General features: G+C 36.6%; 13 protein-coding genes, 1 rRNA gene and 1 other annotated feature. Of the genes, 7 read left to right on the top strand and 7 right to left on the bottom strand.

The features are described 5' to 3' along the window. Nucleotides 1-5: 5 nt before the first annotated feature. Nucleotides 6-824 carry a lipoate--protein ligase family protein gene (locus GGQ92_RS09920; RefSeq protein ID WP_184247946.1) on the bottom strand — a complete coding sequence of 273 codons (819 nt, stop codon included), beginning with the start codon at nt 822-824 and terminating at the stop codon, nt 6-8. 204 nt (nt 825-1,028) lie between these two features. Between GGQ92_RS09920 and GGQ92_RS09915 the strand changes: the two genes are divergently transcribed. Both GGQ92_RS09915 and GGQ92_RS09910 read left to right on the top strand, forming a co-directional pair. Further along, nucleotides 1,029-1,940, top strand: coding sequence for an AEC family transporter (locus tag GGQ92_RS09915; RefSeq protein WP_184247943.1), 912 nt, complete (start codon nt 1,029-1,031; stop codon nt 1,938-1,940). A 25-nt stretch (nt 1,941-1,965) separates the two neighbouring features. Then, nucleotides 1,966-2,712 carry a TSUP family transporter gene (locus GGQ92_RS09910; RefSeq protein ID WP_184248127.1) on the top strand — a complete coding sequence of 249 codons (747 nt, stop codon included), beginning with the start codon at nt 1,966-1,968 and terminating at the stop codon, nt 2,710-2,712. Nucleotides 2,713-2,738: 26 nt separating this feature from the next. Here GGQ92_RS09910 and GGQ92_RS09905 read toward each other — a convergent pair whose 3' ends face one another. Then, the gene (locus GGQ92_RS09905; RefSeq protein WP_184247941.1) at nt 2,739-3,005 is read right to left on the bottom strand and encodes a hypothetical protein; all 267 of its coding nucleotides are present in this window, start codon (nt 3,003-3,005) and stop codon (nt 2,739-2,741) included. 164 nt (nt 3,006-3,169) lie between these two features. After that, nucleotides 3,170-4,651, bottom strand: a complete 1,482-nt coding sequence (locus GGQ92_RS09900) for an MDR family MFS transporter (protein ID WP_184247938.1) — start codon at nt 4,649-4,651, stop codon at nt 3,170-3,172. A gap of 163 nt (nt 4,652-4,814) precedes the next feature. On the opposite strand from GGQ92_RS09900, the gene GGQ92_RS09895 reads away from it, so the two are divergent. Next, nucleotides 4,815-5,609: an alpha/beta hydrolase gene (locus GGQ92_RS09895; RefSeq protein WP_184247935.1), complete on the top strand. Its 795-nt coding sequence runs from the start codon at nt 4,815-4,817 to the stop codon at nt 5,607-5,609. Between the two features lie 49 nt (nt 5,610-5,658). Here the strand turns inward: GGQ92_RS09895 and GGQ92_RS09890 are convergent, their stop codons facing one another. From GGQ92_RS09890 to cspD, 4 genes are all read right to left on the bottom strand, one after another. Further along, a complete protein-coding gene (locus tag GGQ92_RS09890; protein WP_184247932.1) occupies nt 5,659-6,660 on the bottom strand; it encodes an LLM class flavin-dependent oxidoreductase in 1,002 nt (333 codons plus the stop codon). Nucleotides 6,661-6,870: 210 nt separating this feature from the next. Beyond that, the gene (locus GGQ92_RS09885; protein ID WP_184247929.1) at nt 6,871-7,719 is read right to left on the bottom strand and encodes a hypothetical protein; all 849 of its coding nucleotides are present in this window, start codon (nt 7,717-7,719) and stop codon (nt 6,871-6,873) included. Continuing rightward, nucleotides 7,706-8,212, bottom strand: coding sequence for an RNA polymerase sigma factor (locus GGQ92_RS09880; protein WP_184247926.1), 507 nt, complete (start codon nt 8,210-8,212; stop codon nt 7,706-7,708). The genes GGQ92_RS09885 and GGQ92_RS09880 overlap by 14 nt, the downstream gene beginning before the upstream one ends. Nucleotides 8,213-8,434: 222 nt before the next feature. Further along, entirely contained in the window at nt 8,435-8,635 is a 201-nt protein-coding gene (gene cspD / locus GGQ92_RS09875) for a cold-shock protein CspD (protein WP_184247923.1), read from the bottom strand. A gap of 360 nt (nt 8,636-8,995) precedes the next feature. Between cspD and rlmN the strand changes: the two genes are divergently transcribed. From rlmN to GGQ92_RS09855, 4 genes are all read left to right on the top strand, one after another. Further along, nucleotides 8,996-10,066: a dual-specificity RNA methyltransferase RlmN gene (gene rlmN / locus GGQ92_RS09870; protein WP_184247920.1), complete on the top strand. Its 1,071-nt coding sequence runs from the start codon at nt 8,996-8,998 to the stop codon at nt 10,064-10,066. 231 nt (nt 10,067-10,297) lie between these two features. Continuing rightward, nucleotides 10,298-11,956, top strand: coding sequence for a glycoside hydrolase family 13 protein (locus tag GGQ92_RS09865; protein WP_184247916.1), 1,659 nt, complete (start codon nt 10,298-10,300; stop codon nt 11,954-11,956). A 62-nt stretch (nt 11,957-12,018) separates the two neighbouring features. Further along, nucleotides 12,019-12,244 (top strand) — a binding site (T-box leader). Between the two features lie 64 nt (nt 12,245-12,308). Then, nucleotides 12,309-14,726, top strand: a complete 2,418-nt coding sequence (gene leuS, locus GGQ92_RS09860) for a leucine--tRNA ligase (RefSeq protein ID WP_184247912.1) — start codon at nt 12,309-12,311, stop codon at nt 14,724-14,726. Between the two features lie 352 nt (nt 14,727-15,078). After that, nucleotides 15,079-15,173, top strand: a 16S ribosomal RNA gene (locus GGQ92_RS09855); the annotation flags it as partial.

Genomic DNA, 15,173 nt, shown 5'->3' with positions numbered 1-15,173 from the left:
CACTCCTATCTTGATAAGTTCCATTCATCATTTTTGTATTTTTTTTCTGCTAAATCTAAGACAGCTTGCTCTTGTTCTTGGGAAAACTGGAACGGTTTCAATTGAATGTTTAAGGCTTGTTCTATTCCATTTTTAATAGATGTTTTTAAATCTTCTATTGAAATCGAACGATTCGTTGCTTCTGTTAAAGAGGTTGCTTTGTCTTTAAAGCCTTTCATAGCGCGATCCTTTACTTTATCATTTTTATAGAGAAACATATCATATAATACTTTATTATCGATTGTAATTGGAATCGAACCATGCTGTAAAATAACACCATTTTTCCTCGTTTGTGCACTCCCAATCGCCTTCTTCCCATTGATAATGATTTCATACCAAGAAGGCTCTTCAAAACATACTGCAGATGATTGAATATCCAATTTACCTTCTGGTATCGCAAAATCTGCTGGGATATCCAATGCTTGGAGGCCTTGTAGCAAACCTTTTGATATAACGAGATAGGCTTCCTTTATAGATGCTGGCATTTTTGGGTGATCTTCGGAAACGATTACACTATAGGTAAGTTCATCGTCATGAAGTACAGCTCTACCACCAGTAAGTCTTCTAACTAAATCGAAACCATTTTGTTTAACAGCTTCTCCATCTATTCTATTCTTCGTTTTTTGAAAATAGCCTACAGAAAGGCCTGCTGGCTTCCATTCATAAAAACGAATAACCGGAGGAATTTCACCTTTGCTATGCCAATGAAGCAAGCATTCATCCGCCGCCATATTATATGCGGGTGTTTGCTTACCTGAGTCTAAATAATACCAATATTCAGTCATTTGTATATAGAGCTAGTTAATGTTGATGAATTGAAGCAGTAGCTCTTTCTCCCCTTTCTCATTTACCAATTTTTTTCTATAGTAATCGTACAACTTTAAAAATGCGCTGTCAAAAGTGTTGATTGAAAATCCAATCTGAATAGTTAGAATTGTTGTTTCGTTATGATATAGTAAGGAGGTAATTTAAAGATGAGGAGTTAACCAATGAGTAGTTTTCATCTGCAATTTTTATTGTCTATCACCATTATACTTCTAGGATATTTATTAAAGCGTACACATCTTGTAAAAGAAGCGGATGGAGAAGCGATCGCTAGAATTGTATTTAACGTAACTCTACCATGTGTGATAATTGTGACGTTTAGCGGCGTTGAATTCGACCTTCGTTTATTATGGCTCGTATTAATCGGTTTAGGATTTGGTTTATTCAATTGGCTCGTTGCTTTTTTTGTGTTCCGTCATAAAGCACCACGTACAAAAGGTACCTTTATGATGATGGTGCCTGGTTTGAACATCGGTTTATTTGCCTATCCATTAGTAGAAGGACTATGGGGATTTGAAGGTCTTAAGTATTTTGGTATGCTGGACGTAGGGAATGCATTTATTGTCTTTGGCCTGACGTTTTTAATTGCCGCTTATTATGCTGGTGGAAAAGGGACGGTTGATATTCGAACAATCTTTACGAGAGTTTTTCGTTCTGTCCCCCTTGTTACTTACTTAATTATGTTCATATTAAATATTATCAATTTATCATTGCCAGAAATTTTGGTCGACACCGCATCTGTTATTAGCTCTGCGAATATGCCATTATCCCTGCTGTTACTTGGAATATATCTGAATTTCTCAATGAAAAGGGAACATGTACTTCAATTATCTACATTTCTATTAACGAAATACGGTATTGGTATTACCGCAAGTATTCTTTGTTATTTTTTTGTGCCAATCGATGGTTTGTTTCTCTATACATTAATCATTGGTTTTATTCTACCAACACCGACATCTGTTGTTCCATATGCCGTGATGTTTAAGTACGATAAAAAGTTAGTTGGTACAGCGTCAAATCTTACGATATTAATAAGTTTTGTTCTTATATGGATAACGACTACTTTTATTTTATAGAAGATAAAGAGGGGAGAGGCTTACTATATTTGACCTTTCAATTCTTGAGTGGGCTATATTAGTCATTGCTGCCATGTTAATCGGTTTTTCAAAAGCAGGAGTATCAAGTATGGGGATTTTAGTTGTAACAATCTTTATGATGATATTTCCTGCACGCGATTCAGTTGGTATTTTACTACCTTTATTAATCGTAGGTGACTTATTTGCTGTAGTGTATTATCGACGTCATGTAGTATGGAAGTATTTGATTAGTTTGATGCCTTGGGTGTTAATTGGAATTATAGGTGGGTATGCTGTATTAGAGTTTATCTCGAGTGAACAATTAAAGCCTTTAATCGGAATCTTGGTCTTATTATTAATTATTTTACATATTAGTCGAGAAAAGCTTGGGAAGAGATTCGTTGAGCTACTACCAGAATCAAAGTTATTCACTTATTTAATGGGGATTTTAGCAGGATTTACGACAATGATTGGTAATGCAGCAGGTGGAGTCATGGCTATTTATTTACTCGTAAAAGGACTGCCGAAAACTGAATTTGTTGGGACGGGTGCATGGTTTTTCTTAACTGTAAATTTAATTAAAGTGCCTTTATACGTTTCATTAGGAATGATTACAGTCGACTCGATTACGTTTAATCTAAAATTAATAGTCTTTATATTAATAGGAGCATTAGTTGGTGTGAAGGTGATTAAGTGGATGCCACAGAAAATGTTCCAGACGGTTGTATTGATTTTCGCTGCAATCGGAGCCATTCGCTTGATCATCGGTTAAATAAGAAATGACTAGCCTTTAAGATGCTAGTCATTTTTGATTGCTTTCATAATTTCTTTCTGATCTTGTTCCCAGTCCCAATTAGGATTAATTTGATCTAGGAAAGTATTTATTTCTTGTTCTGTTAAATCAAGTTTTCCAGTTGTATTGTTCATATAGGAAGCCAATTGCCATTCGCCACCTTTTTTATCCTCGTGTAATTTCCATTTGACGGTGAAAATATAATCGTTGCCTCGAATATCTGCATGGATTAATAATATATCTTTATGAAGAATAAGATTACTTAACTTCATGTAAGGCACCTCCGTTCACTTTGAAAATAAGTCTGTTCATCACCCAAAGGAAATGAACTGGTGTTGCGGTTGCCGGTTAATAATATTGAAGTGTTTCTTCCATCATATCATATTTTGAAAGCGGCGACACTGTAATTTTCAAAGTAGAAATCGATAAAACGAAATTACTCGTCACTCTTTTTAATCTTAATAGCAGGAAAGAATAACAGGATAACGAAGGTAGCAAGACCGATAATAAACAAAACTGTAAATACCATATGAATAGCCTCTGATAACCCTGTTTGTAAATCGATTATCGTTTGAACTGGTAATGATTGTCGCATTGTCTCGTCTAATAAAATCTCTGTATTAGATAGACTTGTATCCATATTTTTATTGTTTAGGTAGTTCATTAGTGTTGTGTTTAAAATACCACCTAAAAGGGCTGCACCTACTGCACTTCCTATAATTCTCATAAACATATTAAGTGAGGTAGCTATGCCGCGTTCCTTCCAGCCTACAGAATTTTGGATCGAAACAATAAAGCTAGTGTTGGCTAGTCCCATACCAATTCCAATAATAAACGAACTAATCCCTGCGAAAATAGGTCCTTTCTCAGCATCTAACAATAAAAATAAACTGGAGCCAAGAAGTAAGCATGTCCCTCCTAAAATCGCCGTTTTGCGAAAGCCAATTTTTATAATTAAGTGGCCAGCAGCAGTGGCGGCAATTGGCCAACCAATCGACATCGTACTTAATGTGAAGCCAGCAATAATTGGTGACATTCCCATTACAGCTTGAACATAGGTTGGCAAGAAACTAGATAAGCCTAGAATGATCATTCCTGCTAAAAAGGTAGCACTATTCGCGATAACCATTAATTTATTTTTCCATAAATAAAGAGGCATCATTGGTGCTGGGTGATTTCGCTCGTGTCGTAAAAATAGCAAAGTTGCAACAATAAAAACTAGAATTAATGTAAGGACAGGAGTAGAGAGCCAATTCCATGCTGTTCCTGCTTGAATAAACACAATAATTAAAGCGGAAATCGCAATGAAGAATAAAGCAGATCCACCATAATCAATCGTTTGTTTTTCTCTGTCCACTTTTTCATGGAAAAAGACAATAACACCGATAAGACCTAATATTCCTAGCGGGATATTCATCCAGAAAATCCAAGCCCAATCCACGTATTGTACAATAAGCCCCCCAATGAGAGGACCTGATACAGAGGATATTCCCCAAACACTTGATAGGTAACCTTGTACTTTTGCACGTTCTTCTAATGTATACATGTCACCAACAATAGTAGTAACAATTGGTTGCATTGCTCCCGCTCCAAAGCCTTGAACGAAACGGAAAAAGATTAACCAACCCATTGTCGGCGCTAATCCACAAAGAAAAGAGCCAATAAGGAAAATAGTAATACCTATAATAAAAATAGGTTTCCTACCAAATATATCTGCGAGCTTCCCATAAAACATCGTTGTAACTGCCTGCATTAGTAAAAAGCTAGAAAAAACCCAACTGTATAAGGAGAAGCCACCTAAATCTGCTACGATATTTGGAATTGCTGTAGCAACAATCGTTCCTTCGATGGCAGCCATGAACATTGCGAGCATAAGTGATAGTAAAACGAGTGGTCGTTTCGTCTCTTTTGCAACCATATTTATACTTCCTTTGTATTTTTGTCCCCATATTGTACCAAATAACAGTCATAAATGCATATTGGCTAGGATTGTTCTATGAGATATATTATGATTACAGTATCATACAACATGATGTAAGATACGTTTAGACTTGTTTAAAAATCGATAGCGGAGGGATACAATGGCTTTTATTCAATGTAATTTCTTTTCGGAGACATTATCAATTAGTACAGCAATGAATGTTATATTACCAGAGAATACAACGAACCAAATCGGAATGAAGAGTAACAGAAAAAGAGAGAAAATACCTGTATTGTATCTTCTACATGGTTTTAGCGATGACCATACAATATGGACTAGGAGAACTTCAATAGAACGTTATGCGGCTTCTTATGGTATAGCCGTAATCATGCCGCAAGTTGACCATAGTTTTTATACGGATATGGAGTATGGAAAGAAGTATTGGACCTTCCTGTCTGAGGAATTACCACGAGTAGCTCAATCCTTCTTTCCAATCTCAGATAAAAGAGAAGATAATTTTGTTGCTGGATTGTCGATGGGTGGCTATGGTGCGTTTAAGTGGGCGTTAAGAAAACCAGAAATGTTTGCTGCGGCTGCGAGTTTGTCAGGAGCATTAGACATAGTCGGACATCTGGAAATTGAAAGGGAGTTTCATAATCCGATTGAACAGGCACTATATCATGTCTTTGGTGAACGAGATATCGAGGAAACAGAAGAGGACTTATTTTATTTAGTGAAACGATTAAAAAAAGAAGGAGCAGTCATACCGGAACTCTTTCAGGCGTGTGGGACAGAGGATTTTCTTTTTGAGGAAAATCAGAAATTTTTGGAATTGGCCAAAAAGTATGACGTGCCAATTACTACGACATTTTCTCCAGGGGAACACGAATGGGATTACTGGGATCAAACGATTCAAGAGGTATTAGAGTGGCTTCCACTAAGTAAAAATGAATAAATAATTGGCTAGCACAATCGGAGATGTTTGTGCCAGCCAATTCTGAATTCTACAGTTGCATTATATCAGCTACAATGTCATATGATTTTTTTCTAGCTTCGTGGTCATAAATTTGCGAGTTAATAACTACTTCATTAGCTTTTGTTTCCTCTAAGAATGATAGAAGTTTTTCTCGTACGATATCTTTATCTCCAACTATGGTAGACGCAGAGCTGAGTGATTTCTCTACCGAAGCTTTTTCGTGAATGGACCACTCTTTATCAATGTCATCAATTGGAGGCTGTAGCTTGGATTGTTCTCCTCTCACAAGGCTTAGGAATTGTTGTTGTTGAGAGGTTGCTAGCCATTGGGCTTCTTCTGTTGTTTCCGCTGCTACAATATTTACACCAACCATTGCTAAAGGCTCTGCTAATTGACCAGAAGGCTTGAAATTTTCTCGATAAATACGTAAAGCAGGGATGGTATAATCAGGTGAAAAGTGGCTAGCAAATGCGAAAGGTAATCCTTTTTCTGCTGCAAGTCTAGCGCTGAAATCACTTGAGCCTAATAGCCAAATCGGAACATTCGCGCCTTCACCTGGAATAGCACGCACATAACCTTGTCCTTTAAAGTAATCCTCTAATTCTTCAACTTGCTGTGGGAAATCATTCGGACTACTATTTAGTGTACGTCGTAATGCAATAGCCGTAGCTTGATTACTTCCTGGTGCACGACCAAGGCCTAAATCGATTCGATTCGGATATAGAGCATCTAATGTTCCGAATTGTTCTGCGATAACTAACGGAGCGTGGTTAGGTAGCATAATTCCACCTGCACCAACTCTTATTTTAGAAGTATGACTTGCTATATGTCCGATTACAACGGAGGTTGCTGAACTAGCAATACCAGGCATATTATGATGTTCCGCTAACCAGTAGCGGTAATAACCTAAATTTTCGACATGTTTCGCCAAATCAGCACTTTTTTCGAAGGATTCCGATATTGTTCCTTCTTCTAAGATAGGTGCTAAATCAAGGATAGACGCTTTAATATTTTCAAACGGATTGGACATTAATGGACACTCCTTTAGGAACAGTTTCTTAAAGAAATGATACGCTCTTGATAGAAGAAGTTCTAATTATCTGCTTATGGTCTGTGTATGTAAGTAAAGGGGATAAGTGATAAACAGCGTAGAAAAGTAAGGAAGATTCAATATAGATAATGTAAAAAAGGAACCATTTCATGCTTGAATAAACCAAACATGAAATGGTTCTAGCTAGGGCTATTTTATCGACTTTCTTAATACCTCAAGTCTTGGGTCCATGCCGTCTCCACCCTCGATGCCATATTCATACTGAATAACGAATACATGATCTCCTATCTGGTAGAGGTAAAAACCTTGTGGAGGATCATAGAAATTTTGGAATACTCCATAGTAGCTGTTCTCGTCAGTCGGTAAGTCATTTACTTCTTCGACAGGTTCATTGGCGGCATATTCTTGCTGTATATCTGGCAAGATAGCTTCTGGTGTTGTGTTTTCTTTTATCTCCATTGTAATAGAAGAATAAGAAGGATCGGTATAGAATCTTACTTGATCGTCGTTTATTTCATAATTATTAATATAATCGGCAATTTCAAACTGAATATCATATGGTTCTAATGTGTAAGTTATGAAAAGTTCTTCTTCCTCCATACCTTCGACGAGAATGGTCTTCTTAGAAGAGTCACCTTCCGTTATAGATAGGCTGCCTGTCTCTTCAGAGGTTGGTTGTTCGTCTTCCTCTTCATTAGTAGTTTTATCAGTCTCAACATTCGTTTCTTGTTCGTTATCCTCTGTTTCGTCTTTGTTATCCTCCTCGATTGGTTGTTGAACTGGAGGCTCTTCTTGATTAGAATCATTAGCGTTATGCGATGCATCATTGTCAATAATCACATTGTAAATAAATATTCCACAAAGTACGATAACAGCCGCTGTCGGAAAGTAAATCCAAAATCGGTTTGGTTTCTTTTTTGTCCTCGCTTCTTTTTGAAGTGCCATTACAATCTCCTCCTTTTTATTAAGGTCTAACGTGGATGAAAGCTTTAATTTTTTTAATTTATTTTCTAAGGGCTGATGATTATTCTCCTTCATTATGAACCTCCTTTAACTGTTCTTTTAATACGTTTAATGCCCGGTGATAGGTGACCCGGACTTTTGTATCAGTCCAGTTTAAAATTTTAGCGGTTTCCTTCACTGACAATTCTTTGATTGCTCTGAGAATAATTACATCACGGTAACTCTGCTTTAATTTTTCGATGGCTTCATAGAGCTCCTGTACAGTTTCTTTCGTTATTTTTGTTTCCTCTGGTGAAGGATCCGTATTATCTTCATATAAATGAATGAGTGATCGCCAGTTTTTTCGGTTATTTTTCCTTGCTTGGTCAATCGCGACATTCCTTGCGATGGAAAAGAGCCAAGTTTTTGGACTAGAATCTCCTCTAAAGTGGTCGTAATGATGAATCGCCTTTATAAAAACTTCTTGTACGAGATCTTCTACATCAGCGGAGGAGGTATAATAAATTAAAAAACGATAAACATCGTTTGCGTAAGCATCAAACCAATCAGTAATTAATTCCTCGTTCATTTAGGAACCTCCTTTTGCGAACGTTTCATGTCTTTGCTTAATAGACGTCTTACAAATAAAAATATTACACTTTTTTAAAAAATATATTATGTAGTGTCACTAATGGAATGAAAGGGATACCTACAAATAGGGGAGCTTAAAGTGGATATAGATGAAGACATAGAAAAACCGATAGAGAATATTCTCTATCGGTTTTATTTAAGCCATTACGAGTTAAAAAGATTAGTTTTTAACAACGTTAGCTGCTTGTGGTCCGCGGTTTCCTTCTTCGATTTCGAATGTAACGCTTTGACCTTCTTCAAGTGTTTTGAAACCTTCGCCTTGGATTGCAGAAAAGTGAACGAATACATCGTCTTGGCCTTCTACTTCAATAAAACCGAAACCTTTTTCTGCGTTAAACCATTTTACTTTACCTTCTACCATAGATCTTTTTCCTCCTAGTGTGATGCATCACACAAATGTATTACTATTCTTGCTCTTACCCCAAAACGAAAACTTCACGTAACGCACTTGAAGGTGTCATCGAACAAAATAGTTAATCATAGTATATCAGCCGAAAAAACAAAAATCAAGCTTTTACATAAGGATTTGCCAACCATGCTAAAAATAGTAAATAAGAGCTATGTCCGTGCTTAGTACCATTATTCCCAGTTATCTTCAGATTATTATAAAGTTATCTCAATTTTTTAAAGAGTGGCTTATTGCCTAACAATATATTGCAATTGGCTCTTCATTTGTTTATGATAGATAGATGAATTCAGGAAATGAAATGAGGAAATAACAATGAAAAAACCATCCATCTATTCGCTTACCTTTGATCAACTGGTTGAATGGGTTGTAAATAATAAACAAAAAAAGTTTCGAGCAAAACAAATATGGAACTGGTTATACAAGCAACGAGTTACTTCGTTTGATGATATGTTAAATGTCAACAATGAATGTTTACAATTACTTAGAGATGAATACACCATGCAATCAATGGAGGAAGAGATTAGACAAGAATCCAAGGATGGAACAATTAAGTTCTTATTTAAACTTGAGGACGGGAATCTTATTGAGACGGTTCTTATGAAATTTAGTTATGGGTATTCTGTGTGCGTGACGACCCAAGTAGGTTGTAATATAGGTTGTTCGTTCTGTGCTAGTGGGTTGCTCCGAAAAAGCAGGGATTTATCAGCGGGAGAGATTGTTGAGCAGATCGTGAATGTACAAAGACATTTGGACAGTAGAGAAAATGATGATCGTGTAAGTCATATAGTAGTGATGGGTATTGGTGAGCCATTTGATAACTACGATAATACGATGGACTTTCTAAATATCGTTAATGATCAAAATGGGCTATCCATTGGTGCACGACATATCACCGTTTCAACTAGTGGCCTAGTGAAACGTATATATGATTTTGCCGACGAAAATCTACAAGTAAATTTAGCTGTTTCGTTACATGCACCTAATAATGCATTGAGAACGCAAATAATGAAAATAAATAAAGCTTTCCCTCTAGAGAAATTAATGCCAGCAATTGACTACTACCTAGAGAAGACAAATCGCAGAATTACCTTTGAATATATTCTACTTAAGGACGTTAATGATCATAAGAAAGAAGCTTTAGAGCTTGTGGAGTTATTAAAAAACAAACGACATTTATCATACGTGAACTTGATTCCTTATAACCCTGTGGACGAACATAACCAATATAATCGTAGTGAGAAAAAAGCCATTTTAGATTTCTATCAGATATTGTTAGAGAATGGTATTCAATGTGGTGTAAGGGTAGAGCAAGGTACAGATATAGACGCAGCATGTGGACAATTACGGAGTAAACAAATTAGAAAAGAGAAAAAATACGCATAAATAGAGATGAAGACCGAGCTATTCGATTGTATAAAAATCGAAATAGTTCGGTTTTTTTATGGAAAGTTGTTAAAGATAAAATAAATAAATAAACGTTTCCAATTACTTTTTGCAGTTCATACAATCGTTTGCTATTAAAAAGATAATATATATTGACAGAATCGTTCATATTAATGATATAATGTAAATGCAATCGTTTGCGCAATAGTGAAGTTATCAGGAGGTAAACGGATGAAGAGAAAATGGTGGAAAGAAGCGACAGCCTATCAAGTGTATCCGCGAAGCTTTATGGATGCAAATGGAGATGGGATTGGAGATTTACAAGGTATTTTAAATAAACTTGATTATTTAAAGGATTTAGGAATTGATGTTATTTGGGTTTCTCCAATCTATCAATCACCTAATGATGATAATGGATACGATATAAGTGATTATAAAGCAATCTTAAATGACTTCGGTACGATGGAAGATTTCGATGAATTGTTAGATGCTGTGCATGCACGTGGGATGAAATTAATTATGGATTTAGTCATTAACCACACTTCAGATGAGCATGAATGGTTTATTGAGTCTCGTTCCTCCAAAGACAACCCTTATCGTGATTATTATATTTGGCACCCTGGTAAGGATGGAAAAGAACCAAATAATTGGGAGTCTATCTTTGGTGGCTCAGCTTGGGAATTCGATGAGAAGACAGGAGAATATTATCTCCACGTATTTTCAAGAAAACAACCTGACTTAAACTGGGAGAATGAAACAGTTAGAAATGAGCTATACGATATGGTTAATTGGTGGCTCGATAAAGGAATTGATGGATTCCGTGTCGATGCTATCTCTCATATTAAAAAAGTTCCTGGGTTCCCTGACATGCCTAACCCTGATAATAAAAAATATGTACCGTCATTTGAAGGACATATGAATCGACCAGGTATTGATGCTTTTCTATCTGAATTCGCTGAAAAAACAATCCATAATTATGATGTAATGACGGTTGGTGAGGCAAACGGGGTTACGATTGAAGACGCGGATAAATGGGTCGGTGAAGAAAAGGGTTACTTCGATATGATCTTCCAATTTGAGCACCTAGGGCTATGGAAACGAACTGCTGATGGAGGTTTCGATCTTAGAGCTCTTAAGGATACGCTAACTAAATGGCAAAAGGGCTTAGAAGGCGTTGGTTGGAATGCTTTATTCTTCGAAAATCATGATCAGCCACGATCGGTCTCAACATGGGGCGATGCGGAGAATTATTGGAAGGAATCTGCTAAATCTCTGGGAGCACTTTATTTCTTTATGCAAGGAACACCCTTTATTTATCAAGGTCAAGAGATAGGTATGACTAACGTAAAGTTTGATTCTATTGATGATTATGACGATGTAGCCATTAAAAATCTGTATTACGAATCGATTGAAGAAGGTATGTCTCACCAAGAAGTAATGGAGATCATTTGGCAAACTGGGCGTGATAATAGTCGTACGCCAATGCAGTGGAATAGCGAAGAAAATGCAGGTTTTACAAAAGGTACTCCTTGGATGAAAGTGAACGAGAACTATAAGAAGATTAACGTAGAGCAGCAGTTAGCGGATGAAGATTCTGTGTTAAACTTCTATAAGAAGATGGTTCAATTGCGTAAAAAATATGATTTGTTTGTATATGGAACTTACGAGCTAATCGAGAAAGAACATGAAAAAGTTTATGCATATACAAGAAATTCTGGAGATCACGGAGCGCTCGTTGTTTGTAACATGTTTGCTGAAGATACAACGATCGATATACCAAGTAACATTCTCGAAAAGCAACCTACAATTGAATTAACGAATTATGAGGCAACATCGATGGAAAAACAGATGATGTTACGTCCTTATGAAACGCGTGTCTATGTATGGTAATCGTCCCATCTTGACAATAGTCACACAATTCTTTAAACTATCATTAGTATAATTAGTGATAAGGAACAACGATGATTAGGAGTAGTAATGATAGTAAAGGAATCAGAGAGATAGCATATTGGTGCGAGCTATCCTTTTACTATTATGAACTCACCTTTGATGTTGCAAAAGTGAACACACGAACGTTATTAACTTTTGCCGTTAGTCCGCGTTAAGGAATTTAAGTGAGTGCTGGCACGGTCAGTACTAAGTTTGGGTGGTACCGCGGGAATCTCTCTCGTCCCATGTTTTTTTGGGATAGGAGAGATTTTTTGTGTTGGGAGAACATATGTTTTATAAGGAGGTTGTTGTTTTGTCATATCAACATATTGAAATCGAGTCAAAATGGCAAAAGTATTGGTTAGATAATAAAACATTTAAAACTGATACAAATTCTAATAAGAAGAAGTTCTATGCATTGGATATGTTTCCGTATCCTTCAGGTGCAGGGTTACATGTTGGTCATCCTGAGGGTTATACAGCAACGGATATACTTTCGAGAATGAAGCGAATGCAAGATTATGAAGTACTTCATCCAATGGGTTGGGATGCTTTTGGCCTTCCTGCAGAACAATATGCGCTTGATACAGGTAATGATCCAGCAGAATTCACGGAAAAAAATATTAACACATTTCGAAGACAAATCCAGGAGCTTGGTTTTTCGTACGATTGGGATCGAGAAATCAATACAACAGATCCTAACTATTATAAATGGACACAATGGATTTTTCTTAAACTATATGAAAAAGGTTTAGCCTATATCGATGAAGTTCCGGTTAACTGGTGCCCAGCTCTCGGTACAGTTCTAGCTAATGAAGAAGTAATCGATGGCAAAAGTGAACGTGGTGGACATCCTGTCATTCGTAAACCAATGAAACAATGGATGTTAAAGATTACGGCTTATGCAGATCGACTACTCGATGATTTAGAGGAACTAGATTGGCCTGAGAGTATTAAAGATATGCAACGTAACTGGATTGGTCGATCCGAAGGTGCAGAAGTTATTTTTAAAGTAGACCAATTTAATGAAAGTTTTGAAGTGTTCACAACTAGACCAGATACTTTGTTTGGAGCTACATACGCAGTACTCGCTCCTGAACATCCATTAGTACAAAAAATAGTAACGGAATCTCAAAGAGAAGTCGTTGAACAATATATAGAAGAAGTTCAGAAGAAAAGTGACTTGGAAAGAACCGATTTGGCAAAAGATAAAACAGGTGTTTTTACTGGAGCTTATGCGATTAATCCTATTAATGGAGAGAAGCTACCTATTTGGGTTGCGGATTATGTATTAATGTCGTATGGATCTGGGGCAATTATGGCTGTTCCAGCACATGATGAGCGTGACTACGAGTTCGCTAGAAAATTTGACCTAAAAATCATTCCAGTTCTAGAAGGCGGAAATATTGAAGAAGAAGCCTTTACTGGAGACGGTATCCATATTAATTCTGATTTCTTGAATGGGTTAAATAAGGAAGAGGGAATTAAAAAAGCCATTGAGTGGTTAGAGGATAATAAAGTAGGTAGAAGGAAAATAACGTACCGTTTACGTGATTGGTTATTTAGCCGCCAACGTTATTGGGGTGAACCAATTCCAATTATTCATTGGGAAGACGGAACAATGTCAGCTGTTCCAGAGGAAGAACTTCCTTTAATTTTACCGAAAACAGATGAGATCAAACCATCTGGAACTGGAGAATCTCCATTAGCAATAATAGAAGATTGGGTTAACGTAACGGACCCTGTGACAGGAAAGAAAGGCCGACGAGAAACTAACACGATGCCACAGTGGGCAGGTAGTAGTTGGTATTTTCTCCGTTATATCGATCCGCATAATTCAGATAAGTTAGCTGACTACGAGGCATTAAATGAATGGTTGCCTGTAGATGTCTATATTGGCGGTGCGGAACACGCTGTACTTCATTTACTATATGCACGATTCTGGCATAAGTTTTTATATGATATTGGAGTTGTTCCTACTAAAGAGCCGTTTCAAAAATTATTCAACCAAGGAATGATACTTGGTGAGAATAATGAAAAAATGAGTAAATCAAAAGGTAATGTAGTAAATCCTGATGATATTGTGAAAAGCCACGGTGCAGATACATTACGTCTATATGAAATGTTCATGGGTCCATTAGAAGCATCGATTGCATGGTCTGAAACAGGCTTGGATGGTGCGAGGAGATTTCTGGACCGAGTATGGAGATTATACGTAACCGATGAAGGAGCGTTATCGGAAAAGATTGTAGATCAAGATAAATCCGACGAGTTAGAAAAGGTATATCATGAAACAGTTAAGACGGTAACGCAGAATTTTGAAGATTTACGATTTAATATCGGTATATCTCAAATGATGGTCTTTATAAACGAAGCCTATAAAGCTACAAAGCTTCCTAAAGTATATGCTGAAGGATTTGTGAAGTTACTATCGCCGGTAGCGCCACATCTAGCAGAGGAGCTATGGCAACGATTAGGAAACGAAAGTACCATTGCTTATGAGTCTTGGCCAACTTATGATGAATCAAAACTAGTTGAAGATGAAGTAGAAATAGTTATTCAAATCATGGGAAAAGTAAGAGAGAAAATGATGGTTGCTAAGGATGCTACGAAAGATGAAATCGAAAAGCAGGCCTTAGAACTGGATAGTATTCAAGAACGGTTAACTGGAAAAACGGTTCGTAAAGTTATTGTTGTTCCAGGTAAGTTAGTGAACATTGTAGCTAACTAAGTTAACATGGAGCTAGTCGTGCTGGAAGTAATTGGTTGTTGACTAGCTCTTTTGTTATGTTAAAATAAAACTACGCCAAAAAACGAAAGGTCATTTATAAAACGGCGTAAAAGTAATGAGAAAATTATTTTTCACATTTATTGACAAAACACTGGTACTTTGGTATAATAAATTTGTCGCAATTAGTCGACAAAGCAACTCAAAAAAGTTATTGACACTTATACAAGAAAATGATAAGATGTATAAGCTGTCGATAATAACAGCAATTACTTGATCATTGAAAACTGAATCAAACAACGAGTAAGAAATATAAGCAATATGCTAGCTTTTAAGCGAGCTTAAAGTCAACTACTTTATTGAGAGTTTGATCTTGGCTCAGGACGAACGCTGGCGGCGTGCCTAATACATGCAAGTCGAGCGCGGGAAGCAAACCGATTCCTTCGGGAT

Origin of the sequence: Gracilibacillus halotolerans (genome assembly GCF_014206945.1) — a bacterium.
In the GTDB taxonomy this organism is placed as follows: Bacteria; Bacillota; Bacilli; order Bacillales; family Amphibacillaceae; genus Gracilibacillus; species Gracilibacillus halotolerans.
Note: the sequence above shows the minus strand (reverse complement) of the source record. Positions and strands in the feature narration are given on the sequence as shown.